Genomic DNA, 24,591 nt, shown 5'->3' on the forward strand with positions numbered 1-24,591 from the left:
CGCTTCGCCCGGCAGAGCGAAGCCGCTGGTCGGTTACACTTGTTACTTCGTCGAATAGCGGGCCTTGGCGACAGCCTCAACCGGGTCAAACGGCCAGTTTGCCATCGTCGAACTGGAGGGCGGCGAGGCGCGCATAGAGCCCGCCCCTGGCCACCAGCGCGGCATGATCGCCCTGTTCCACAATGCGCCCTTCATCCATCACCACGATGCGGTTGGCCGCGCGCACGGTGGCCAGGCGGTGGGCGATGACCAGTGTGGTGCGGCCCATCATCAGCCGTTCCAGCGCCTGCTGCACCAGCCGCTCGCTCTCGGCATCGAGCGCGCTGGTTGCCTCGTCCAGCAGCAGGATCGGGGCATCGCGCAGCACAGCGCGGGCAATGGCGACGCGCTGGCGCTGGCCGCCGGACAGGCGCGCACCGCCCTCGCCCAGGTACGTATCGAGGCCCTCGGGCAGGTCGCGCAGAAACTTCTCGGCATTGGCGGCGCGGGCCGCTTCCCAGATCGCCTCGTCATCGGCGTCCCACGCGCCATAGCGCAGGTTGTCACGCGCGTTGGCGGCAAACAGCACGCCTTCCTGCGGTACCAGCGCCATGCGGCGGCGGACCTCGGCCGGATCGGCCTGGGTCAGCGGCACCCCGTCCAGCTTCACCGTGCCCGATTGCGGGTCATAGAACCGCTCGGCCAGCTGGAAGATCGTACTCTTGCCTGCGCCGCTGGGCCCCACGATGGCCACGGTCTCGCCCGGCTCCACCGTCAGGGTGAAGTCCTTGATCGCGGTATCGGTGGGGCGGGTGGGATAGCTGAAGCTGACGTTCTGGAAGGCCAGGGCACCACGCGGCGGGATCGGCAGGGCCACGGGCCGCGCCGGGGGCGCAACGGTGGGCTGCTGGGCCAGCAGTTCGCTGAGGCGGCTGGCCGCACCGGCACCGCGCAGCAGCTCGCCATAAACCTCGGTCAGCGAGCCGAACGAGCCCGCCGCGATCAGGCCGGTAAAGACGAAGGCGGCAATCGTGCCGCCGGTCAGCGTGCCCTGCGCCACCAGCATGGCCCCGCGCCACATGATGAAGGTCAGCGCGCCGAAGATCAGGGCAATGGCCGTGGCGGTCAGGATCGCGCGGATCATGATGCGGGTGCGCGCGGCCTGGAAGGTGTCCTCCACGCTGGCGGCAAAGCGCTGCTCCTCGCGCTTCTCCTGGTTGAAGGCCTGGACGATCTTCATCGCCCCCAGCACCTCGGTCACCCGGCTGCCGACCGTGGCGATACGGTCCTGGCTGTCGCGGCTGGCCTTCCTGACCCGGCGGCCGAAGATGGCGATAGGGGCAATCACCAGCGGGATTGCCACCACCATCAGCATGGCGAGAGTTGGGGCGAGGTAGACCATGTAGGCGAGGCCCCCCACGGCGGTGATCGCGTTCCTCAGCGCGACGGACATGGTGGTGCCCACCACGTTCTCGATCTGCGCGGTGTCCGCCGTCATCCGGCTGGAAATCTCGCTGGGGCTGTTTTCCTCGAAGAAGCCGGGCGACAGGCGCATCAGGTTGGTCTGCACCGCCAGCCGGATATCGGCCACCACCCGCTCGCCCAGGATCGAGACGAAATAGAACCGGCAGGCCGTGCCCAGCGCCAGCACCAGGGCGACCAGGCCCAGGCGGCGGAACCACACGTTGATTTGTGCCGGATCGGCCCCGGCGGCAAAGCCGCTGTCGATCACGCCGCGGAAGTAGGCGGGGATGGCCAGGGTGGCCGAAGCCGTCACCGCCAGCGCCGTGCCTGCCAGCGCGATCAGCACCGGATAGCGCGCCGCGGCGCTGAAGATCATCGCCAGCGGCCCCAGGTTATCGGCGGGCTCTACGGTTTCTTTCACGGGACGGCGGGCCATATGGCGCACGCGCCTAGCCCATATGCCGGGGGGATTGAAGCGCGGGCGGTCAATTAATTTGCATCATCGATAAGACAAATCGGTGCATTAACCTTTTGCTGCGGCGCAACATCGCCTAGATGGGATGCCACGCTGCGGCTAGAAAACGGGTCGGTCGCGCCGGGATCTAAGGACAGCCCATGCTCTATTCCGCCTACGAGATGCACCGCAGCTTCATGAATGCGGCCAGCAACTGGGCCGCCGTGGGCGCTCAAATCCTCAGCAATCCGGCGCTGCCGATCGGCTATTTCGGCATGGGCCCGGCGATGGCGAGCGCGCTGAAGGTGTTCGCCCATATCTACGAGGAGCGCGGCAAGCCCGAGTTCGGCATTGCCGAGGTAAAGGTGGACGGCAAGAGCTGGCCCGTTACCGAGAGCGTGGTGCTGGAAAAGCCTTTCGGCAGCCTGCGCCACTTCAAGCGCAAGGGCCTGCCCAAGGATGCGCCAAAGCTGCTGCTGGTCGCGCCGATGAGCGGCCACTACGCCACCCTGCTGCGCGGCACCGTGGAGCGGCTGGTGCAGAACCAGGAGGTGTGGATTACCGACTGGGCCGATGCCAAGCTGGTGCCGCTGTCTGCCGGCACCTTCGACCTGGACGATTACATCGACTACCTGATCGAATACCTGCACTTCATCGGGGAAGGCACCCACGTGCTGGCCGTGTGCCAGCCTTCCGTGCCTGCCTTTGCCGCTACCGCAGTGATGGCGGCGGACAAGGACCCGTTCCGTCCCGCCACCCTTACCATGATGGGCGGCCCGGTGGACACCCGCGCCAGCCCCACCAGCGTGAACGACGTGGCCATGCAGCGCCCGCTGAGCTGGTTCCGCAACAACGTGATCGCCACCGTGCCGCTGACCTATGCCGGCGCGGGCCGCAAGGTCTATCCCGGCTTCCTGCAACTGGCGGGGTTCATCAGCATGAACATCGACAGCCACATGCAAAGCCACTACCAGATGTTCCAGCACCTGACCGTGGGCGACCACGAGAGTGCGGAGGCAACGCGCCGGTTCTATGACGAGTACCTGAGCGTCTGCGACATGACCGCCGAGTTCTATTTGCAGACGATCGAGCACGTGTTCCAGCAGCACAGCCTGCCGCGCGGCCTGTTTGTCCATCGCGGCAAGGCGATCGACCCCGGCGCCATCCGCGACACCGCGCTGCTGGCGATCGAGGGCGAGCGCGACGATATCTCCGGCCTGGGCCAGACGAAGGCGGCACTGGACCTGGCGGCGGACCTGCCTGAAGCGAAGAAGCAGTACTTCATGGCACCCGAAGTGGGCCACTATGGCATCTTCAACGGCAGCCGCTGGCGGGAGAACATCGCCCCCGTGGTGGAAGACTGGCTGCGCGCCAACGCGCGCTGAGCGTTCAGGGCAACGGTGGCGGAGGCAGCGGGTGCTGCGTCTGTTCGCCAGTGCGGAAGAACAGCCGCTTGAGTAAGCGCCGCGCCAGCAGCAGCAGGGCCACGCACAGCGCCAGCAGCGCCAGCGCCACGGCCACCGCCGCCACCGGGTATTCATAGGCCAGCCACAGCAGGCCCACGGTGGCAATATCCTCCACGCCGGACAGGGCCACGTTGCTGAACGGTTCCGGGCTGGTGTTGACCACGGCCCGCGCGCTGGCCTTGCCGCCATGCGCCAGCAGCGCCCCGCCGCCGCCCAGCAGGAAGGCGATCACCTGCGTGGCCGGGTCTGACGGGTCGACGACTGCCAGCGTCAGCAGCGCGCCGCCGATGGGCCGCACCAACGTGTGCACCGTGTCCCATGCGCTATCCAGCCACATGATCTTGTCGGCGAAGAACTCGGCCAGTGTGCCCACGGCGGCAATGCCCATCACCCAGGGGTTGGCCAGGATTGCCAGGCTTTCCAGATGTTCGGGCAGGGGCACATAGCCGCTGCGCATGGCAATGCCCGTGGCCAGCACCACCAGGTAGAACCGCCAGCCGGATAGCAGGCTGACGCTGGTGGCGATGCCCAGGATCTCCACGATCCCCAGGGTAGCGGGTGCATCCATGCGGGGCAGCATATGCCCGGATGGCAGGGTGTGTCGAGCGGTGCCTATTCGGCCGGTTGCGGCAGGGCTTGCCCGGCCCCCCTGGGCCGCGAACAGGCGCGGTTCTGCGGTGCCTCGGTGCGTTTCACGTAGGACCACAGCGCACACTGCAGGCCGATCAGCATGAACAGGAACGGCTGGTAGGCAATGCCCACGAAGGCCGCCCCCACCAGGTAGACCACGTGCCCCTGCTGCAGGGCCGTTGCCAGCCCCCACTGCCAGCTCTTGCGTCCGTCTCTCCCGGAGCGCTTGCCAAAGCGCCAGCGCAGCCGCTCCATGTGCCACAGGCCCAGCAGGTTCAGCACCAGCCACAGGCCGAGGCCGAAATAGCCCTGCTCGCCCAGCAGCTCGAAATAGCTGGAGTGATAGGCGCGGCCGCTTTCGGTCACCGTCTGGTATTCCACGGTTTGGCTGGCCCCGGTGCCGGTGACGGCCCGTGTCTGGTAGGTGAAGCTGTTGGAGCGATAGGCATCGAAGCCCCCGCCCAGCGGGTGTTCCTTCGCGAAATCGATGGTCCACTTCCACACCGCCACGCGGGTAGAGGCGGACTGGTCGCCTTCGTGCTCGGTAATCGTGCCCATCCGCTCGGTAAAGCTGGCCGGCAGGAAGGGGATCGCCGCCAGCAGCGCCAGGCTGGCCGCACCGGCATAGACGAAGCGGTAGCGGACCGAGCGCATCATGATCACCCCCAGCACCGCGGCGCAGACCAGCCCCGTGCGCGCCGATGTGCCCACCGGGATAAGCAGGCAGGCGAAAATCAGGCCGGCGGTAAAGGTCCACACCCGCCAGTCGGGCTTGAAGATCGTGCCGTGCCGCGCCAGCCACAGGGCCAGCGGGATGATGGCGATGGCCACGGTGGAGATGATCGAGCCTTCGTAGATCCCCGAATTCTCGTTCACGAGCAGCCGCAGCGTGCCATAGCCGCCACCGCCGCCCACGGTTTTCAGGCCGCCATTGATGGCGATGGTGCCCACCGCCAGCACGATGAACAGCACGGCGGCCTCGATCCGCAGGCGGGTGCGCAGGGTCAGCGGCAGGAAGGCGGCGAAGACCAGCGCCTTCCACACCCAGTCCCACTTCAACCATGCCTCTTCCTGGAACTGCGCGCCGAAGGTGGTCATCAGGCACCACAGCAGCAGCACCACGATCATGCCCTGGCGCGCGGTGAAGCGCGACCCCTTCTTGCTGTCCAGCAGCAGCCAGCCAGCAAAGGCGGCTACGAAGGCGATCAGCGACAGCTTCAGGCTTGGGCTGGTGATGATGCCCCAGCCGATCTTCTGCGGCATCACCAGGTCGATGTAGATATAGGTCAGCACCCACAGGAACGGGCGTTTGAGGCCCAGCACCAGCATCAGGGCGATGAAGCCGAGGAGGGCGAGGTCGAGCATGACCCCCTAGTCCTGCGGTCCGTCGCCCGGTGCCCGGGGCTGCCAGCGCGGGCCGGGTCGCCCGGCCGCATCCTCGTCGTCCAGGTCATCGCGCATGACAAGGATCAGCGCCGCCAGCGCCATGAGGCCGTGGGTCAGGGCAAGGGTGGCAAGATCGATCACGCGTGCGGGCCTAGCGCAGCAGGCGTTGACGCGGCGTTAAACATGTGTCGGCCATATCTTGCAGCGACATGCGCATCCTCCACGTCCTCGACCACTCGCTGCCGATGCACTCGGGCTATACCTTCCGCACCCGGGCGATCCTGAAGGCGCAAGGTGCGCTGGGCTGGCAGGTGCGCGGGGTCACCGGGTTGCGCCACACGGCGCAAGGGCCGGATGTGGAGCAGGCCGAGGGCCTCACCTTCCATCGCACGCGTGGCACTGCCGGCGGCCCGCCGCTGGTCCGCGAGTGGCGCGAGGTGGCGTTGCTGGCCGACCGGATCGTAGACGTGGCGCGCGAGTGGCAGCCGGACGTGCTCCACGCCCATTCCCCCGCGCTGGACGGGCTGGCCGCAGTGCAGGCAGGCAAACGGCTGGGCCTGCCGGTGGTCTACGAAATCCGCGCTTTCTGGGAAGATGCCGCCGTGGGCAACGGCACGGGGCGCGAAGGCTCCCTGAAATACAACCTCACCCGCGCGCTGGAGGACGAGGTGGTGCGCAGCGCCGGCCACGTGGTGACCATCTGCCAGGGCCTGAAGGATGACCTGGTGGCGCGCGGCTATACCGCCGATCGCATAACCCTGATGCCCAACGGGGTGGACCTGGCGCTGTTCGGCACGCCCGCCGCGCCCGATCCCACCCTGCGGGCAGAGCTGGAGCTGGGAGACGGCCCCGTCATTGGCTTCATCGGCAGCTTCTATGACTATGAAGGGCTGGATGACCTGATCGCCGCCATGCCGCTGCTGCTGGACCTTCAGCCGCAGGCACGGCTGCTGCTGGTGGGCGGCGGGCCGGTGGCGGAGGCGCTGCAGGCGCAGGCCCAGGCCTGCCCTGCCGCCCACGCGATCCGCTTCGTCGGCCGCGTGCCGCATGACCAGGTAGAGCGCTATTATGCCCTCGCCGACATCATGGCCTATCCGCGCAAGCACAGCCGCCTGACCGATCTGGTCACGCCGCTGAAACCCCTTGAGGCGATGGCGCAGGGCAAGCTGGTCGCCGCGAGCGACGTGGGCGGGCACCGCGAACTGATGACGCACGGGGAAACCGGCACCCTGTTTGCTCCCGACGATCCCGCCGCCTGCGCCACCGCGCTGGCCGGCCTGATCGACGCCCGCGCCGGCTGGGACAGCATGCGCCGGGCCGCCCGCACGCACGTGGAACAGGCGCACGACTGGGCCCGCAATGTCCAGCGTTATGAAGCTGTTTACCAAAGCCTGTTAGGCCCCTCGGGCCGCAGACAGCACCGCGCTGCCTGACGGCCAAGAGCGCGACACGGACAACAACAGGACGGCAAGACACAGTGGCAAGTCTCGCACAGGACAGGATTTCGGGCCCCGCAGGTCCCGGCAAGGCGGCCAGAACGCCGCTCAGCGCGCACCCTGCCTTCCCGTTCATCGTGGCGCTGTGGTTTGCCGCGCTGCTGGGCATCGGCAGCCTGGTGGTGCCGGTGCCGGTGATCGAACGCCTGGTGGAACTGACCGGCCTTTCGTCCGTCGTCCCGCAGACCGCGCCGCCCCTTGGCTTTACCGCCCGCGCCCTGATCGCCCTTGCCTGCACCGCTGGCGGCGGCCTTTTCGGCCTGCTGCTGGCGCGCAAGGTGGCCCAGGCCCACCGCGCTCCCGCGCCGCGAAAGGATCGCGGCCAGGCTGCCGCCCGCCGGCCGATCTCCGCCCACGACGAGCTGGGCGAGGAAGGCTTTGACGGCAATGCCCCGCGCGGTCGCCGGGCGCTGGCCATCGTTGACGAGGAAGCTCCCAGCGAGGTGTTCGAACTGGCTCCCCTGCCGGGCAAGCACCTGCCGCTGAGCGCACTCGACCTTGATGAGGCAGAGGCGCTGGAGCTGGCCGAGGCCGACGCCTTCGACCTGGCGGACGAAACGGCCGAGGCGGTCACCGACGAGCCTGGGGACCTGCCCGCACCCGGCTTCACCACTCTGGCCGAGTCCGCGCAGAATGACGTGTTCTCGATGGCCGACCGCCGGCACTTCAAGCTCGACACCTTCGGCCAGACCGTTGGCGCGCCGATCCAGCCGCGCCAGCAGTTCGTGCTTGACCCCGCGGCCCCGGCCGAAACCCAGGAGCCGATGCCGGAGGAGGTCGACGCCACCCCCGAACCCGAAGCCGACCTGCATTTCTCGCCGCCCTCGCTGGCGCGGCCCTTTGCCCAACCCGCCTTCAGCCCTGCCGAGCCCCCCGCCGAAACCGCCGCAGAAATCGAGGACGCAGACATGGACGATTTTGCCGAGCAAGCCCCGCACGCTGCGGTTCCGAACGCCCCTGCCCAACCGGCCACCGGGTGGGAACAGGCCGAGCCGGAAGACCTGGCGCTGGTGCAACTGGCCCAGCGGCTCGGCTCGTCGATCGCCCGCCGCCGCGAGCAACGCGCTGCCGCCGCCGCAGCTGCTGCGGCCGCCGCGAAGCTGGCTCCCGTCCCGGCTCCGGCGCCTGCCATGCTGGCCGAGGATTTCGACGCGGCCGAGGCGGCCGAGGCCGCGCAGGCAATGGCTGCCTATTTCGGCTCTGCCGGCACCGCTGCCGCGCCCGCCCCGCAGCCTGCTGACGAACCGGAAGCGATGGATGAACCCGCCGTGGTGACCCCGCTGGTTCCGCCCAGCCCGGCAGCCGCCACACTGCCCGCCGCGCGCCAGGTGTTCCAGCCGGTTGCGCCGGCCCCGGTTGCCCCGCAGCCCGCGTCGCTGGCGAACCTTGCCCATATCGACCTGGGCGAGGATGAAGAGGACGAGGACATCGCCCACCTCACCGCCAGCTTCTCGCTGCCGCTGGTTGGTCCGGCTGCGGCAGTAGCCCCGCCGATCCAGGTGGAAGACGAGGCCGAGGAAATCGTTGTTCCGGCACCGGCTCCCGCCCCCTTCGCCAACCCGTTCCAGCAGCGCCCCGCGCAGTCGTTCGTCCGCATCGAGGACGAGCCGCAGCCCGAGGAGGGCGCGATCGAGCCGGCCGTGGTCTTCCCCGGTGCCGGGCGCGAGGACGCCGCCACCTCCTCGCGCGCCAGCGCCGAGGAGAACGAACGGGCGCTGCGCGAAGCCCTGCTGAGCCTCCAGCGCATGAGCGGGGCCGCCTGAACCACGGTAAAAAGTCCAGTGGGACAACCGGTTTTCGGGTGATCCGAGGAACTTATGCGGCGGTGCGGCATTTTGCCGCGCCAGCATCCTTGCCAAAACACGTTCCTGTCGCCATGGGGGACCCTCGCGACATTTTCGATAAGCACCCTCAAGGGTGAGTCGCGTTTCGCTGCCCGGATTCCGTCGGGGCAACGGAGCGCGTCAACTTATCGGCGAGAGACAGGAACACTCGAGTTGACAGAACTGCCAGCCGCCCAGGGGCTTTACGATCCGCGCAACGAACATGACGCCTGTGGCGTGGGCCTTGTCGCCCACATCAAAGGCGCGAAATCGCACGCCATCGTGACCCAGGCGCTGGAGATTCTGCACAATCTCGACCATCGTGGCGCGGTGGGCGCCGATCCGCTGCTGGGCGATGGCGCGGGCATCCTGATTCAGTTGCCCGACCAGCTGTTCCGCAAGTGGGCCGTGGCGCAGGGCCATGACCTGCCGCAGCCGGGCGACTATGCCGTGGCCATGTGCTTCATGCCGCAGGATGAAGCCGCGCGCGATTTCATCACCACCCAGTTCGAAAAGTTCGTGGCCAAGGAAGGCCAGCGGCTGATCGGCTGGCGCGATGTGCCCGTCACCACCGAAGGCCTGGGCAAGACCGTGCTGGAATCGATGCCGGTGATCCGCCAGGCCTTCATCGCCCGCGGGGCCAACTGCGAGGACCAGGACGCGTTCGAGCGCAAGCTGATCGTGATCCGCAAGCAGACCCAGAACCCGCTGAAGGCGCTGGCTGAAAAGCATGACCTGCCGGGGCTGACCCAGCTCTACATGCCCAGCTTTTCCAGCCGCACCATCGTCTACAAGGGCCTGCTGCTGGCAACCCAGGTGGGGGCCTTCTACGATGACCTGCGCGATCCCGATTGCGTGAGCGCGCTGGGCCTTGTCCACCAGCGCTTCTCCACCAACACCTTCCCCAGCTGGAAGCTGGCGCACCCGTTCCGCTTCATCGCCCATAACGGCGAGATCAACACTGTGCGCGGCAACACCAACTGGATGAACGCCCGCCGCCGCACCATGGAAAGCGAGCTGCTGGGCGCGGACCTCGACAAGCTGTGGCCGATTGTGCCGCACGGGCAGAGTGATACCGCCAGCCTCGACAACGCGCTGGAGCTGCTGCTGCTGGGCGGCTACTCGCTGGCCCATGCGATGATGATGCTGATCCCGGAAGCCTGGGCCGGTCATCCGCAAATGGACCCCAAGCGGCGGGCCTTCTACGAATATCATGCCGCGCTGATGGAGCCGTGGGACGGCCCGGCCGCCGTGTGCTTCACCGATGGTCGCCAGATCGGCGCCACGCTGGACCGCAACGGCCTGCGCCCCGCGCGCTGGTGCGTAACCAGGGATGACCTGGTCTGCCTCGCCTCCGAAAGCGGCGTGCTGCCGTTCCGGGACGAGGACATCGTGCGCAAGTGGCGCCTGCAGCCCGGCAAGATGCTGCTGATCGACCTGGAACAGGGCCGCATCATCGAGGACGAGGAAATCAAGGCCGGCCTGTGCAGCGCCCAGCCCTATGACAAGTGGCTGGAACGCGCGCAGTACAAGCTGAAGGATCTCGACGCGATCGAGACCGACGTGGAAGCCGTGCGCCAGGCGGAAGAGACGCTGCTCGATCGCCAGCAGGCCTTCGGCTACACGCAGGAAGACGTGGCCAAGTTCCTTGAGCCGATGGCCGTCAATGCCGACGATCCGATCGGTTCGATGGGCACCGACACGCCGATTGCCGTGCTGTCGACCCGCAGCCGCCTGCTGTACGACTATTTCAAGCAGAACTTCGCCCAGGTCACCAACCCGCCGATCGATCCGATCCGCGAGGAGCTGGTGATGAGCCTGCTCAGCATGATCGGGCCGCGGCCCAACCTGCTGGGCATGGATGCCGGCCTGCACAAGCGGCTGGAAGTCGACCAGCCGATCCTGACCAACAAGGACATGGAAAAGATCCGCTCGGTGGAACGCAGCCTCGATGGCGCGTTCCGCACCGAGACGATCGACATCACCTGGGATGCCGCCACCGGCGCGGCAGGCCTGGAAATGGCGATCAAGGAAATGTGCTGGGCCGCCACCGAGGCCGTGCTGCAGGACAAGAACATCCTGATCCTGTCGGACCGCGCGGCCTCTGCCGATCGCATCCCCATGCCCGCGCTGCTGGCTACCGCCGCCGTGCACCATCACCTGGTGCGCCAGGGCCTGCGCATGCAGACCGGCCTGGTGGTTGAAACGGGCGAAGCGCGCGAAGTGCACCACTTCTGCGTGCTGGCGGGTTATGGCGCCGAAGCGATCAACCCTTACCTGGCGTTCGAGACGCTGGAGCAGATCCGCGCGTCCAAGCACCCGCAGCTGGCACCCGAACAGGTCCAGAAGAACTACATCAAGGCCGTGGGCAAGGGCATCCTGAAGGTGATGTCCAAGATGGGCATCAGCACCTACCAGTCGTACTGCGGGGCGCAGATCTTTGACGCGGTGGGCCTGTCCAGCGCGCTGATCGACCAGTACTTCACCGGCACGGCCACCACCATCGAAGGCATCGGCCTGACCGAAGTGGCGGAAGAGGCGGTGCGCCGCCACGAGGCCGCTTTTGGCGACAACCCGATCTACGCCAACATGCTGGATGTGGGCGGTATTTACCAGTATCGCCTGCGCGGCGAGGAACACGCGTGGACGCCGGGCAACGTCGCCAGCCTGCAGCACGCCGTGCGCGGCAACAAGTGGGCCGATTACGAAGCCTTCGCCGCCAGCATCAACGACCAGGCCGAGCGCGCGCTGACCATCCGCGGGCTGATGGAACTGAAGCCTGCCGACGGCAGCGAACTTAGGCCGATCCCGCTGGACGAGGTCGAGCCGGCCTCCGAGATCGTCAAGAAGTTCGCCACCGGCGCGATGAGCTATGGCTCGATCAGCTGGGAAGCGCACACCACGCTGGCGGCGGCAATGAACCGAATCGGCGGCAAGTCCAACACCGGTGAGGGCGGCGAGGATCCCAAGCGCTTCCAGCCGCAGCCCGATGGCACCAACCTGCGTTCCGCCATCAAGCAGGTGGCTTCGGGCCGCTTCGGGGTGACCACCGAATACCTGGTCAACGCCGACGACATCCAGATCAAGATGGCGCAGGGTGCCAAGCCCGGCGAGGGCGGCCAGCTGCCCGGCCACAAGGTGGACAAGACCATCGGCGCCACCCGCCACTCCACCCCCGGCGTGGGCCTGATCAGCCCCCCGCCGCACCACGACATCTATTCGATCGAGGACCTGGCGCAGCTGATTCACGACCTCAAGAACGTGAACCAGGCGGCGCGCATCTCGGTCAAGCTGGTGTCCGAAGTGGGCGTGGGCACGGTGGCGGCCGGCGTTTCCAAGTGCAAGGCCGACCACCTGACCATCTCCGGCTATGAAGGCGGCACCGGCGCTTCGCCGCTGACCAGCCTGACGCACGCCGGCAGCCCGTGGGAAATCGGCCTGGCCGAAACCCAGCAGACCCTGCTGCTCAACGACCTGCGGTCGCGCATCGTGGTGCAGGTTGACGGCGGCCTGCGGACGGGCCGGGACGTGGCCATCGGCGCGCTGCTGGGCGCGGACGAGTTCGGCTTTGCCACCGCCCCGCTGATCGCCGCCGGGTGCATCATGATGCGCAAGTGCCACCTGAACACCTGCCCGGTGGGCGTGGCCACGCAGGATCCGGTGCTGCGCGCCCGCTTCGTCGGCCAGCCGGAACACGTGATCAACTACTTCTTCTTCGTGGCCGAGGAACTGCGCCAGATCATGGCGCAGATGGGCTTCCGCACCCTGGCTGAGATGACCGGCCGGGTTGACCGGATCGACATGCGCCGGGTGGATCGCCACTGGAAGGCGCAGGGCATCGACCTGTCGCGCCTGCTGACGAAGATCGAAGTGCCGGAGGGCAAGGGCCTGAACCAGACCGAGGTGCAGGACCATGGCCTGGAAACCGCGCTCGATACCCAGTTGATCGCCGCCGCCGCGCCCGCGCTGGACAAGGGCGAAACGCTGGTGCTCGATTTCCCGGTCCGCAACGTCAACCGCACGGTTGGCGCGATGCTCTCGGGCGAGATTGCCCGCCGCTTCGGCCATGCCGGGCTGAAGGCGGACCAGTTGCGCATCAACTTCACCGGCGTGGCGGGGCAAAGCTTCGGTGCGTGGGCGGCCCACGGCCTGACCCTGGCGCTGACCGGCGATGGTAACGACTATGTCGGCAAGGGCCTGTCCGGCGGGCGCATCATCGTGCGCCAGCCTGAGGGTGTTGACCGCGATCCCACGCAGAACATCATCGTCGGCAACACCGTGCTCTATGGCGCGATTGCGGGCGAAGCCTACTTCAACGGCGTGGCGGGCGAGCGCTTTGCGGTACGCAATTCGGGCGCGGTTGCCGTGGTGGAAGGCACGGGTGACCATGGCTGCGAATACATGACCGGCGGCGTGGTCTGCGTACTGGGTGAAACCGGCCGCAATTTTGCCGCAGGCATGAGCGGCGGCATCGCCTATGTCTATGACCCTGACGGCAAGTTTGCCGACCGGTGCAACATGGCCCAGGTGGCGCTGCAGCCGATCGATGCTTCCGCGCAGGACCCGGATGGCATCGGCCGTCCGGCACAACGGGCCAGCTCGATCCACGATTTCGGCATGGGCGATCCGCTGTACCACGATGCCGCGCGCCTGCGCGTGCTGGTGGAACGGCACAAGCTGCACACCGGCTCGGCCCGCGCGGCCGCGCTGCTGGATGACTGGGACAACGCCCTCAAGGCGTTCGTCAAGGTCATGCCGACCGATTACGCCAAGGCGCTGAAGGCCATGGAAGCCGAGCGTGAGGCCGCCGCTTCCGTTGCGGCCGAGTAAGGATTACCGAAGATGGGCAAGGAAACCGGCTTTCTCGAACTCGACCGGCAGGATCGCACCTATGACGATCCCAAGGCGCGGCTGAACCACTACAAGGAATTCGTGATTCCGCATTCGGAGGATGCCCTGCGCGGGCAGGCCTCGCGGTGCATGAACTGCGGCATCCCCTATTGCCACAACGGCTGCCCGGTGAACAACATCATCCCCGACTGGAACCACCTGGTCTATGAAGGGGACTGGAAGAACGCGCTGGAGGTGCTCCACTCCACCAACAACTTCCCCGAATTCACCGGCCGCATCTGCCCCGCCCCGTGCGAAGCGAGCTGCACGCTGAACCTGATGGACCAGCCGGTCACCATCAAGAGCATCGAATGCGCCATCGTGGATCGCGGGTGGAAGGAAGGCTGGATCGAGCCGCAGGTCCCCGCGAAGAAGACCGGCAAGTCGGTCGCCGTGGTCGGTTCCGGCCCCGCTGGCATGGCCGCCGCCCAGCAACTGGCCCGCGCCGGCCATTCGGTGACGCTGTTCGAGAAGGCCGACCGGATCGGCGGCCTGCTGCGCTATGGCATCCCCGACTTCAAGATGGAGAAGCACCTCATCAACCGCCGCGCGGTGCAGATGGAGGCCGAAGGCGTGACCATCCGCACCTCCACCGAAGTGGGCGTGGACGTGTCGATGAAGAGCCTGAAGGAAAACTTCGATGCCGTGGTGATGGCGGGCGGCGCGGAAGATGCGCGCATGCTGACCATTCCGGGTGCGGAACTGCCCGGCGTGCGCCTGGCGATGGAGTTCCTGACCCAGCAGAACAAGCGCAACGCGGGTGACAGCGAGGAACGCGCCGCCCCGCGCGGCACGCTGACCGCCAAGGGCAAGCACGTGATCGTGATCGGCGGTGGTGACACCGGCAGCGACTGCGTGGGCACCAGCAACCGCCAGGGTGCCGCTTCGGTCACCCAGATCGAAATCATGCCGCAGCCGCCGGAGAAGGAGAACAAGCTCCTCACCTGGCCCGACTGGCCGATGAAGCTGCGTACCAGCACCAGCCACGAAGAAGGCGTGGAGCGCGACTGGGCCGTGCTGACCAAGGAAGTTGTCAGCGATGGCGGCGTAGTCACCGGCCTCAAGTGCGTGCGGGCCGACTGGACCGATGGCAAGCTGGGCGAAATTCCCGGTACCGAGTTCACCCTGAAGGCAGACCTGATCCTGCTGGCGATGGGCTTCGTCGGCCCCAAGAAGGCCGGCATGGTCGACCAGTCCGGCGTGGAGCTGGACCCGCGCGGCAACGTTAAGGCCGATACCGTCAGCTACCAGACCAGCGACCCGCAGATCTGGGCCTGCGGCGACATGCGCCGCGGCCAGAGCCTGGTGGTCTGGGCCATCCGCGAAGGCCGACAGTGCGCACGCAGCGTGGACGAGGCGCTGATGGGGGTGAGCGAACTGCCGCGGTGAGCGCTTGCGCCTCTGCTGCAATCGGCGGGCGCGGCGTGTGGCGGGCGGTGAGTGCCGTCAGCCGCGCGGGTCAACGCGCATGATCATCCACAGGTTGCGGTCAACCTCGACGCAGTCAAGGTACCAGCGCACGTAGGCCATGTACTGGTCGTTCCTCCACCACCCGATATCGCCGTCCTGCCGCCGTTCGTTGCGCAGGCGATAGAGAGTGCGGGTGCATTCGCCATAGCTACTGAACGTTTCGGTGGGCCAGGTATCGGCCTGGGCGGGGACGGCGGCGGTTGTAGCCATGCTGGCGGCAAGGGCAGCGATGGCTGTGATCTTGCGGATTCTCACGATCCGTCTCCTTTTCCAGACTGGCCCTCTCGGCCCGGCCGGAAAATATTGACCATGTTGCCGCGGTTGGCATTGCGGGACACTACCTAACCGCACGTGCGCCTCCGCGTGCCTGGAGGCGAGCCGGGTGCCGACAAGGTTCCGGTGAGATCCGCCGGCAATGCCGGCCGCGTTACGCCGGTCAGGCTTCGGCGGCTGCCTTCGGGGGGCTGGCAAACAGCGCGGTGAAGTGGTCGTCCGACGCCTCCACGCCCGGTTCGCGGATGGTGGTGCGGCGCATGTCGCGCTTCCACGCTGTATCGTCGAAATCGCCCGCGCGGTGGAGCACGCACAGGTTGTCCCAGATGCTCAGGTCGCCGGGGCGATAGTCGACGGCAATGACGTACCGATCCTGCGTGACATGGGCGTTCAACTCGTCGAGCAGGGCGCGGCCTTCCTCGCGGCCCAAACCCACCACGTCGCGCGCGTGGGCACCGGCATAGATCGTCTTGCGGCCCGATCCCGGGTGCACGTGGACCAGCGGGTGGACGCTGTGGCGCATTCCGTCCAGCTCCTCCTCGGTGGTGGGGTAACCGGCCTGCATGCGGCTGTAGAAATAGCAGTGGCGGGCGGAGAGCCCCTCGATCCGGTCCTTCATCCTCTGCGGCAGGTCTTCGTAGGCGCTGCGGGCATCGGCAAACAGCGTGGGGGCGGACACGTGCGCCGGTGGCGCCTCGTGGCACAGCAGCAGGGCCTGCGCGCTCCTCACGTCCATGTAGCTGGAATCGATATGCCACAGCCGGTTGCCGGCGTTGACGAAGCGGCGCAGCGGGTTGTCGACGATGTTGCCGTCCGCATCGATATTGCTGGCATCGAACAGTTCGGGCCGGCTGAAGCGCGGCGGGCGGTTCTTGTGCACCGGGGCCAGTTCCACGTGGCCGAACAGGCGGCTGAAATCCACGTGGGTCTGGTCGGTCAGGCCGGTATCGCGCCACACGGTCACGCCCCACCGGTCCTGCGCGGCGCGGATGGCGGCTTTGGTGGGTTCGTCGAGCGGTCGGGTGATGTCCACGCCGGAGACTTCTGCTCCGAAGCGATCGGCCAGCGGGGTGATCGTCAGGGTCATGGCGTGCTCTCCTGCACCACGGAATATCATTAGCACGCTAACCATACCAGCGCGAAAGGCCTTTCCTACACTGGGCAAGCCGTGCCAGCATCCTCACGCTCTTTGACTGCGTTGATACCCGCCTTTGCGCTATTTCCGGCAAGCAACCCACGCGCCCCCTTTGGGCTGCATGGGCAGGCTGCCCGGTATGTACTTTATCAACTAACCCGGCAGCCGCCAGTCAATCGCACCCCGGCCGTGCTGTTCAAGGAAGGCATTCGCCTGGCTGTAGGGCCGCGAGCCGAAGAAGCCGCGATGGGCGGACAGCGGGCTGGGGTGCGGTGCTCGCAGCACCAGGTGGCGGCCATCGCTCAGCCCCGCTATCCGCGCCGCCTTGGCCTGGGCGTGGCTGCCCCACAGCACGAAGACGCTGGGCTCCGGCCGCGCGGCCACGGCCGCCACGGCGGCATCGGTGATCGCCTCCCACCCCTGCTGCTGGTGCGATCCCGCCTGCCCCGCGGTCACGGTGAGCGCGTTGTTGAGCAACAGCACCCCCTGGCGCGCCCAGACTTCCAGGTTGCCATGACCCGGATGGTCGATGCCCAGGTCGGCCTTCAGCTCCTTCAGCATGTTGGCCAGCGAAGGTGGCACCCGCTCGCCTGGCGGCACCGAGAAGGCGAGGCCATGCGCCTGGCCGGGTCCGTGATACGGGTCCTGCCCCAGGATCACCACCTTGACGGCATCGAGCGGGGTCAGCTCCAGCGCCGTCAGCCGCTGCCCGCGCGGTGGATAGACCGTGGCCCCGCCCTCCTCCAGCGTGCGCAGCCAGCCGCCCAGCCGCCGCGCTTCGGGCGTGGCCAGCACGGGATCGAGCGCGGCGCGCCAGCTTGGGGGAACGGTGTCTGCCATAATGCGCTATCCTACAGGCGCGGGGATGTGCCATCCAGCATGCCCTTTCCCTCTATCCCCAATCCGCCTAAGGCAGGGCGCATGGCAGTCCATTTCCACGAAGAAGACCTTCCCGCAAACGTGCTGGCCCCCGGCCCCGTTGCCGTCGACACCGAGACCATGGGCCTCGTTACCCACCGTGACCGGCTGTGCCTGCTGCAGATCAGCGACGGGCAGGGCGACGAGCACCTGGTGCGCTTCGCCAGGGGCAGCACGTATGATGCGCCCAACCTGAAAGCCGTGCTGGCCGACCCGGCGCGGCTTAAGCTGTACCACTATGCCCGGTTCGACCTGGCGGCAATCAAGCACTATCTGGGGGTCGAGGCCGGGCCGGTGTTCTGTACCAAGATCGCCAGCAAGATGACCCGCACCTACACCGACCGCCACGGCCTGAAGAACCTGGTCAGCGAGATGCTGGGCGAGGAACTGTCCAAGGTCCAGCAGTCGAGCGACTGGGGTGCCCCGGTGCTGACCGAGGCGCAGAAGGAGTATGCCGCCAGCGACGTGCGCTACCTTCACCGCCTGCGCGAGGTGCTGATCCCGCGGCTGGAGCGTGAAGGGCGGCTGGCCATGGCCGAGGCCTGCTTCGCTTTCCTGCCCACCCGTGCCGAGCTGGACCTGGCCGGCTGGATCGACAAGGACATCTTCAGCCACGAGTAATCGCGGCTGTTGCAGGAACCCATGCCATGACCGTCGCCGCCGACCGCATCCGCACCCGCCGCCAGGCCTTTGCAGCCCCCGGCGGTTCGCTGGACCGGATCGTGCGGCTGCTGGCCGTTGCGCTGCCGGCTGCCGTAGGGGTGGTTGCCGCGATGATGATGATCACCCCGCTCAGCCCGCGCAGCGAGGTCTCGTTCCTGCTCGACCGCAACAAGGTGGCCATCGCCGAGGACCGGCTGCGGGTGGATAACGCCATGTACCGCGGCGAGGACAACTCCGGCCGCCCGTTCTCGCTATCGGCTGGAGAGGCGGTGCAGGCCAGTGGCAGCGTGCCGCTGGTCGACATGCGCGACCTGGTGGCCCGGATCGTGCTGCCGGAAGGCCCAGCCGTGCTCTCTGCTCCCACGGGCGCCTACGACATCGAGCGCGAGCAGATGACCGTGCCCGGCGCAGTCAGCTTCGTTGCCGCTGATGGCTACAACATCGTGGCCCGCAACGTGCGGATCGACCTTCCCTCGCGCACCATGGTGGGCAATGGCCGGGTCACTGGGTCCATCCCGGCCGGTACGTTCGCGGCTGACGACTTCCGGGCCGATCTGCCCAACCGCAGCCTGGCGCTGATCGGCAACGCCAGCCTGCGGATGGTGCCGGGCCAGTTGCAGATGCCCCGCATGCCGGGAAGGAACCGCTGATGTCCGGAAACCGGCGCTTGCCTGCCGACGGGGATCGGCTATCGGCTGATGGCATGAGCACAAGCCGCCTGCCGCTGTCCGCCCTTGCCCTGCGTGGCCTCGCCGCCGGTCTGCTGGCGGGGGGCGTGGCGGCCCTCTCGTTCGGATCGGTGGCCGGGGCCCAGAACATTGCAGGGTTCAATACCAACCAGCCCGTGCAGTTCAACGCTGACCGGATCGAACTGCAGGACCGGCAGAACCGGGTGGTGCTTTCGGGCGGTGTGCAAATCACGCAGGGAGACCTGCGGCTGAACGCCGAGCGGACGACGATCTCCTACACCGACACCGGCACGCTCACGATCCAGCGGCTGGACGCCACCGGCGGCGTGGTGGTGACGCGCGGCAGCGAGCGGGCCAGCGGCTCCGCCGGGGTTTATGACTTCAACCGCAAGGTCATCATCCTCTCGGGCGGCGTCAACCTGCGCCGTGGTAGCGATTCGCTGAACGGTGGCCGGCTGGTGATCGACCTCAACTCCGGCCTATCCAGCGTGGATGGGGCGGGCAGCGCAGGTACCAGCTCCCAAGGTGGCGGCCGGGTTTCGGGGACATTCTCGGTTCCGCAACAGTAACAACCGATAGGCGCGAAACCCGGCGGCGGCAGGCCTAATGGCTGCCAGCGGAATCGATCAGTGCCTGCATGGATGCGGCGTCCGCCGGTCGCCCGGCCGACGCAACCCGCCGCATGAGGCTGCCTTGCCAATAGCCGGGCTGGCTGACCATCGCGGCCAGCGCCCCGCGTCCCGCAGGGGTCGCGATGAGTTCCGCCAGCAGGCCATCGGTAACGTCAGGGGCCGATCCGGTCGCAATCAGCGCCGCCACACGCTGCGCAGCGGAAGGGTAGTCGCGCGATAGTAGCGCGGCCCGGGCTACGGCGATCTGGGTAATCGGTTCGCGCCACCCGCGGCGGGCCGACTCCTCCAGCATCGGCAGAGCCAGATCTTCGCCGCCATCCATCTGGGCGGACAGGGCAAACAGCACGAGGTGATGCGCCGGCATGGGGCGCCAGCGCACGAGTTTGCGGGCCTCCTCCATGCTGGCGGTTTCCTCGCCACCGGCCAGCATAGCCTCCACCAGGATTCGTTGCGCGGTGGAGCGGAACGGGGCCGGAACGGCGGCAAGGTAGCGCGGATCAAGCTGGGCCTGGCGATCCAGCTGGCTGCCCAGCACAATCAGGCCCAGTAGCGCCATGAAGGCAAAGTAAAGCCCGCGCTTGATCATGTTCGTGCTCCCTCGCGCGGTGGCAACAGCAGCACCACGAGGAGCCCCGCAAAACACAGCAGCGCCTCGTTGCGAAGCGGATAATCCATGGCCGATTGCAGTGCGAGGCAGATGGTCCCGGCCCACGCAGCATAGCCCAGCCAACGATCCGGCTGGGACCGCCGCTGCCAGCAGGCCGGTCCGAGCCAGATCAGCCACCCAAGCAGCAAAACGTAGCCAACCGCACCGGATTCAATGGCCAGTTCCACATAGTCGTTATGCGCGCGGCCGGAACGCGCGGGAGAAATGAACTCCAGCGATTCGTAAACCTGGAACACCTCGTCGAACGTTCCCGTGCCGGAACCCACCGGCCAATAAACTCCGGTGACGTAGGCGCCATCTTCCCAAATCTCCAACCGGTCCCGGTCAATTTGCGAAAAACGGCCCACGCTGTCCGCAACCCGCCCGCCGCCGAGCAAGGATCCGGCCAGCGCGAATGCCAGCACTGCTGCACCAGCACCCATCGCCAGCCGCGCATGGCCCGAAGGGCTGGCGACAGACACCGAGGGCTTCAGCCGTGCTGCAATCAGTCGGAGGACAAGGAACCCAATGGGGATCATCAGCAAGGCCATGCTGGTGCGCGACTGGGTGAGGATCACCGCGATCAGGAACAGGCTGCCGAAAACCCCCGCCACCGCGAATTCGATTGGCCGGCGAGGCAAAGGCAAGGCAATCACGAGCAGGAGCGCGAGAAGGAAGAACATCCCGGTCGAATTGCGATTGGAAAAGGTGGCGTAAAAGATATCGCGCCCGGCATCGATGTCCTGCAACACCCCGAACGTGTTCGCGCTGGTCAACTGGACCACGCCCAGGGCAAAGGCCAAGGCCGCGGCGGCAGTCGCGGTCAGCGCCAGCCGGCGCCGGTGGTCCGGTGACAACTGCCAGCCGATCACGATCATGGCGGCCGGAACAAGGGTGCTGCAGAAGGCAAGGAGGGTCCGCTGCGGGTCGAGACTGAGCGGGAACCAGGCAGAGGGTGCAACACCCGCAAGGGCGAAGGTCTTGGCAACAAGATCACGCCCGGGAAGTTCTTGCCAGAGTGCAGGCGGCAGCGGGACGATCTGCAGCAGCGGCAGTGCAATTGTGGCCGTTACCAGGACGACCAGAAAGCGCGGCCCGCGGCTCAGGAAGAGGCCAACCGCGCGCGGGTTGGCGGCAAGGATCGCCACAGCGGTCAGCTGGATGATGGCATGCCGAACGCCATAGGCGATGCCGCCGCCACCCAAGGCAATTGCTAGGCCAAGAAGCGCCTGCAACTGGACCACCGGCAAGCGGATGGCGGACCACACCCGGGTCGCTGTCATTTTATCGTACCACTCCCGCGGTTGCCTGCGGTACAAACGAAAAGGGAGCCTGCACAAGGCAGGCTCCCTTTCGAAATCGTGCAGCTCACCACGAGGTGAGCAACCGCTCTTACTTGAAGATGCCCTTCGAAGTCACGAGCTCTTCAATCGTGATGCCGAGGGCGATTACCCTACCCCAGCGCGGCGTCCGCAGTTCTCCCTGCTGGATTGCAGCGGCACGCGTGCATTGCTGGTCGATGGCTACACTCACTGGCGCATTAACCTGCGCCGCATGATCGAAGAGGAAAAGGCGCTTGGCTAACCTGCTGGTCACTGGCGGTGCGGGATTTATCGGCGGCAACTTCGTCCACTATTGGGCGGACAAGTGCCCCGAAGACACCATCGTTGTGCTTGATTGCCTGACCTATGCCGGCAACCGGTCAACGATCGCTGGCGTGGAACAGGCCGAACTTGTCGTCGGCAATATTCTCGACACCGATCTGGTCGAAAAGCTGCTCGTTGAACGCGACATTGGCACAATCGTCCATTTCGCTGCCGAGAGCCATGTCGACCGCTCAATCACCGGCCCCGATGCCTTCATCGAAACCAATATCCTTGGCACCAACAGCCTCCTCAAGGCCGCGCGCAGGGCATGGCTAGATCGTGACGGTGGCCGGGATCACCGCTTTCATCACGTGTCGACTGATGAAGTCTACGGGTCGCTGGGTCCGCTTGATCCGGCCTTCAGCGAAACCACGCCTTACCAGCCGAACTCACCCTATTCAGCCAGCAAGGCCTCGTCGGACCACCTGGTCCGCGCGTATCATCACACCTTCGGGCTGCAGGTGACCACCAGCAACTGCTCGAACAACTATGGTCCGTACCAGTATCCGGAAAAGTTGATTCCGCTCTTTCTGCTCAATGCGCTGCACGGTCGAAACCTGCCTATTTATGGCGACGGCATGAATGTGCGCGACTGGTTGCACGTGGAAGACCACTGCCGGGGGATCGAGGCTTGCCTGCGGAACGGCAAGGTTGGCGAGACCTACAACATCGGGGGCGGTGCCGAGCTGCCCAACATGACAGTAATCGACACGATCTGCGCCGAAGTCGACCGCGCCTTTGCCGAGATCGATGGACTGGGCGTGCGCTTTCCCGATGCGCCTGCCGCTAGGGGCCTGGCCAGCGACACCCTCAAGACCTACGTTACCGACCGGGCGGGCCACGACCGTCGGTACGCGATCGACGAGCGCAAAGCCCGGGCAGAGCTTGGCTACATCCCCCAGCACCGGTTCGAGGATGGCATGCGCCAGACGCTGCGCTGGTATCTCGACCGTGAAGACTGGTGGCGTCCCCTGCTCGTCCGCTGAGCCCTTTCAGGGTCACACGCTTCGCTGCGGATCCGCCGATGGTCCTCTGAAAACCGGCACCTGGCGAGATAAAGCCTGACGATCAGGCCAGTGCCGCCGCGATTGCGCCACTGAGTTCGGGAAGAAACGGGTAGGGATCTTCCCGAATGTATTCGGGGTTTCGCACGGCGGGAGGTGCGGCTTCCGAGCGCTGGCAAGCGAGGGTTTTCGATAACTTGCCAGAGTTGCCTGCAGCAATGTCTTCCACCGCGCATTTCCTGGGCCTTCTTGCCACCACCCTGCATGTGTTGATCGCAGTGACTGCGGGTTTCGCATTGAGGATCGCTCTCGCCCGCAAGCAGCAGCCATGGCACGGGCAAATCTGGCTTTTTCTGCTCGTCCTGTTCGTCCTGCTCGCTCTTGCGAGGTATTTCAACGCGGAGGAAATGCTGCGCAACCATCTTCGGCAAACCCTATGGTCTAACGGCATTTTCGATCACCGTCGGGAATATCAACGCCCTGTGGTTGCCGCAGTACTGGTGGCCGCAGCGGCGGTGGGGTTCCTGGCTTGGCATCCTCTCGCTGGAGGGCTGCCGGGCCGGCGCAATGTTGCCGTCGCCCTGGCGCTGGCCGGAGGGGTCGGCATGCTGTTTCTGACCGGTTTGCGCCATGTGTCTCTGCACGCTGTTGACGCGCTTCTCTACGGACCTGCGAAACTCAACATCGTTTTCGAAGGTGGTATAGCCCTCCTGGTAGGCATGGCAGCGGTGCGCTACATCAGGATTGTCTCTGGCACTGACCCGCTCAGCGCCAAAAAGCCGCCGGAGGGTTAGGACTTTGCCTTGCGCCGCACTGCAACATAAGGCACCAGCCTGAATTCGTAAGGCGACACCGCTTTGGTGGTTTTTGCATCGGGCTGGTCGCGGAACAAGGCGCAGAAATCCCATGGATGGCAGCAGGTCGACCCTCAAAGTGTGTCTTGCCGCCTCGGGCGGTGGCCACCTACGGCAGCTGCTTGATCTCGAGCCGTTCTGGGCATCGCACGATCACTTTTTCGTAACTGAAGACACTGCGCTTGGCCGCTCGGTTGCCCGGGAACGGCCGACCGAATTCGTGCCGCACTTCGCCTTGGGACAGGCCCGCCTGGGCAATCCCGCCCTGATGGTGGCCCGCGCCCTGCGCAGCGCCTGGACCTCGCTGCGAATCGTGTGGCGCCGGCGGCCGGATCTGGTCATCAGCACCGGAGCGGGATCGCAACTGTTCATCGCCCTCTGGGCCCGCCTTCTGGGCGCAAGGATCGTGCTGATTGACAGTTTTGCGCGCTTCGACCGACCAAGCGCCTTTGCCCGTCTGGCGGGCCCGCTGGCTCATCTGCGGATCGCCCAGTCGGCAGCGGCCGCAGCGGACTGGCCCGGAGCTCTGGTTTATGAGCCCCTGCGCCATGACACCTGTGAACCCATTCAGAAGCAGAACCTGTTGGTTGCGACGGTTGGGGCGACACTGCCGTTTCCCCGCTTGGTGGATCTGGTGCTGGAGGCCAAACGCCAGGGACTGATTACGGAAGATGTCCTGCTGCAGACCGGGGATGTCGCACAGGCGATTGCGCCCGTTGATGGCGTGACAATTGTGAACTCGTTACCGTTCGACGAGCTGCTGGTCCGATTGCGGGATGCGCGTATCGTCGTGGGGCATGGAGGTACCGGATCAATCATTACCGCCCTGCAAGCCCAGTGCGGCACGATCGTAATTCCCCGCCGCTTCGAGCTCGGCGAGCATTACGACAACCATCAGGCCGAGATCTGCGAGGCTTTTGCAGCCCGCGAGCTTGTGCAGGTCGCCGACGACCTTGCCTCTTTCGAGAAGGCGTTGCATGCGGCGCGTAGCGCGCCGCCAAACCCGGTGCGCACCGACTATTCGGGACTGGCCCAAGTGCTGCGCGACTACGTTGCAGCAATCTGACGTCTCG

20 protein-coding genes are annotated in these 24,591 nt (G+C 66.5%); 11 read left to right on the top strand and 9 right to left on the bottom strand.

Features of this window, described 5'->3' with window-relative positions; genetic code table 11:
• Positions 1–85 precede the first annotated feature (85 nt).
• Complete coding sequence (locus GRI99_RS01720; RefSeq protein WP_160770277.1) at positions 86–1,879, bottom strand: ABC transporter transmembrane domain-containing protein; 1,794 nt, start codon at positions 1,877–1,879, stop codon at positions 86–88.
• Between the two features lie 179 nt (positions 1,880–2,058).
• Between GRI99_RS01720 and GRI99_RS01725 the strand changes: the two genes are divergently transcribed.
• Positions 2,059–3,282: a polyhydroxyalkanoate depolymerase gene (locus tag GRI99_RS01725; protein WP_160770278.1), complete on the top strand. Its 1,224-nt coding sequence runs from the start codon at positions 2,059–2,061 to the stop codon at positions 3,280–3,282.
• A 4-nt stretch (positions 3,283–3,286) separates the two neighbouring features.
• Here the strand turns inward: GRI99_RS01725 and GRI99_RS01730 are convergent, their stop codons facing one another.
• The 3 genes from GRI99_RS01730 to GRI99_RS18435 form a co-directional block, all read right to left on the bottom strand.
• Complete coding sequence (locus tag GRI99_RS01730) at positions 3,287–3,913, bottom strand: DUF4126 domain-containing protein (protein WP_160770821.1); 627 nt, start codon at positions 3,911–3,913, stop codon at positions 3,287–3,289.
• A gap of 62 nt (positions 3,914–3,975) precedes the next feature.
• Positions 3,976–5,358, bottom strand: a complete 1,383-nt coding sequence (locus GRI99_RS01735) for a putative O-glycosylation ligase, exosortase A system-associated (RefSeq protein WP_160770279.1) — start codon at positions 5,356–5,358, stop codon at positions 3,976–3,978.
• Between the two features lie 6 nt (positions 5,359–5,364).
• Positions 5,365–5,520 carry a hypothetical protein gene (locus GRI99_RS18435; protein WP_202392949.1) on the bottom strand — a complete coding sequence of 52 codons (156 nt, stop codon included), beginning with the start codon at positions 5,518–5,520 and terminating at the stop codon, positions 5,365–5,367.
• Positions 5,521–5,588: 68 nt separating this feature from the next.
• On the opposite strand from GRI99_RS18435, the gene GRI99_RS01740 reads away from it, so the two are divergent.
• From GRI99_RS01740 to GRI99_RS01755, 4 genes are all read left to right on the top strand, one after another.
• Positions 5,589–6,812, top strand: a complete 1,224-nt coding sequence (locus GRI99_RS01740; protein ID WP_160770280.1) for a TIGR04063 family PEP-CTERM/XrtA system glycosyltransferase — start codon at positions 5,589–5,591, stop codon at positions 6,810–6,812.
• 44 nt (positions 6,813–6,856) lie between these two features.
• Positions 6,857–8,638: a hypothetical protein gene (locus GRI99_RS01745; RefSeq protein ID WP_160770281.1), complete on the top strand. Its 1,782-nt coding sequence runs from the start codon at positions 6,857–6,859 to the stop codon at positions 8,636–8,638.
• Positions 8,639–8,872: 234 nt separating this feature from the next.
• Positions 8,873–13,528, top strand: coding sequence for a glutamate synthase large subunit (gltB, locus tag GRI99_RS01750; protein WP_202392888.1), 4,656 nt, complete (start codon positions 8,873–8,875; stop codon positions 13,526–13,528).
• Positions 13,529–13,540: 12 nt separating this feature from the next.
• Positions 13,541–14,977: a glutamate synthase subunit beta gene (locus GRI99_RS01755; protein WP_160770282.1), complete on the top strand. Its 1,437-nt coding sequence runs from the start codon at positions 13,541–13,543 to the stop codon at positions 14,975–14,977.
• Positions 14,978–15,034: 57 nt separating this feature from the next.
• Here GRI99_RS01755 and GRI99_RS01760 read toward each other — a convergent pair whose 3' ends face one another.
• The 3 genes from GRI99_RS01760 to GRI99_RS01770 all read right to left on the bottom strand — a co-directional run bounded on the left by GRI99_RS01760 (position 15,035) and on the right by GRI99_RS01770 (position 17,306).
• Positions 15,035–15,313, bottom strand: a complete 279-nt coding sequence (locus tag GRI99_RS01760) for a hypothetical protein (RefSeq protein WP_160770283.1) — start codon at positions 15,311–15,313, stop codon at positions 15,035–15,037.
• Between the two features lie 181 nt (positions 15,314–15,494).
• A complete protein-coding gene (locus tag GRI99_RS01765) occupies positions 15,495–16,418 on the bottom strand; it encodes a TauD/TfdA dioxygenase family protein (RefSeq protein WP_160770284.1) in 924 nt (307 codons plus the stop codon).
• A gap of 201 nt (positions 16,419–16,619) precedes the next feature.
• On the bottom strand, positions 16,620–17,306 hold the full coding sequence (locus GRI99_RS01770; protein ID WP_202392889.1) for a uracil-DNA glycosylase: 687 nt from the start codon (positions 17,304–17,306) through the stop codon (positions 16,620–16,622).
• 81 nt (positions 17,307–17,387) lie between these two features.
• Here GRI99_RS01770 and GRI99_RS01775 point away from each other — a divergent pair, with 81 nt between their 5' ends.
• From GRI99_RS01775 to GRI99_RS01785, 3 genes are read left to right on the top strand one after another with little or no spacing between them, the layout of a single operon-like run.
• Positions 17,388–18,005 carry a ribonuclease D gene (locus GRI99_RS01775; protein WP_160770285.1) on the top strand — a complete coding sequence of 206 codons (618 nt, stop codon included), beginning with the start codon at positions 17,388–17,390 and terminating at the stop codon, positions 18,003–18,005.
• Positions 18,006–18,031: 26 nt separating this feature from the next.
• On the top strand, positions 18,032–18,697 hold the full coding sequence (locus GRI99_RS01780) for an LPS export ABC transporter periplasmic protein LptC (RefSeq protein WP_160770286.1): 666 nt from the start codon (positions 18,032–18,034) through the stop codon (positions 18,695–18,697).
• Positions 18,698–18,750: 53 nt separating this feature from the next.
• Complete coding sequence (locus GRI99_RS01785) at positions 18,751–19,305, top strand: LptA/OstA family protein (protein WP_160770287.1); 555 nt, start codon at positions 18,751–18,753, stop codon at positions 19,303–19,305.
• A 34-nt stretch (positions 19,306–19,339) separates the two neighbouring features.
• Here the strand turns inward: GRI99_RS01785 and GRI99_RS01790 are convergent, their stop codons facing one another.
• Positions 19,340–19,954, bottom strand: coding sequence for a hypothetical protein (locus GRI99_RS01790; RefSeq protein WP_160770288.1), 615 nt, complete (start codon positions 19,952–19,954; stop codon positions 19,340–19,342).
• On the bottom strand, positions 19,951–21,297 hold the full coding sequence (locus GRI99_RS01795; protein WP_237438065.1) for an O-antigen ligase family protein: 1,347 nt from the start codon (positions 21,295–21,297) through the stop codon (positions 19,951–19,953). The genes GRI99_RS01790 and GRI99_RS01795 overlap by 4 nt, the downstream gene beginning before the upstream one ends.
• Positions 21,298–21,590: 293 nt before the next feature.
• Between GRI99_RS01795 and rfbB the strand changes: the two genes are divergently transcribed.
• The 3 genes from rfbB (at position 21,591) to welK (ending at position 24,584) form a co-directional block, all read left to right on the top strand.
• Positions 21,591–22,646, top strand: coding sequence for a dTDP-glucose 4,6-dehydratase (gene rfbB, locus GRI99_RS01805; RefSeq protein ID WP_160770291.1), 1,056 nt, complete (start codon positions 21,591–21,593; stop codon positions 22,644–22,646).
• Between the two features lie 146 nt (positions 22,647–22,792).
• Positions 22,793–23,458, top strand: a complete 666-nt coding sequence (locus tag GRI99_RS01810) for a hypothetical protein (RefSeq protein WP_160770292.1) — start codon at positions 22,793–22,795, stop codon at positions 23,456–23,458.
• A 112-nt stretch (positions 23,459–23,570) separates the two neighbouring features.
• A complete protein-coding gene (welK, locus tag GRI99_RS01815) occupies positions 23,571–24,584 on the top strand; it encodes a beta-1,4-glucuronosyltransferase WelK (RefSeq protein WP_160770293.1) in 1,014 nt (337 codons plus the stop codon).
• Positions 24,585–24,591 lie beyond the last annotated feature (7 nt).

The organism is Alteraurantiacibacter buctensis (assembly GCF_009827655.1).
GTDB lineage: Bacteria > Pseudomonadota > Alphaproteobacteria > Sphingomonadales > Sphingomonadaceae > Alteraurantiacibacter > Alteraurantiacibacter buctensis.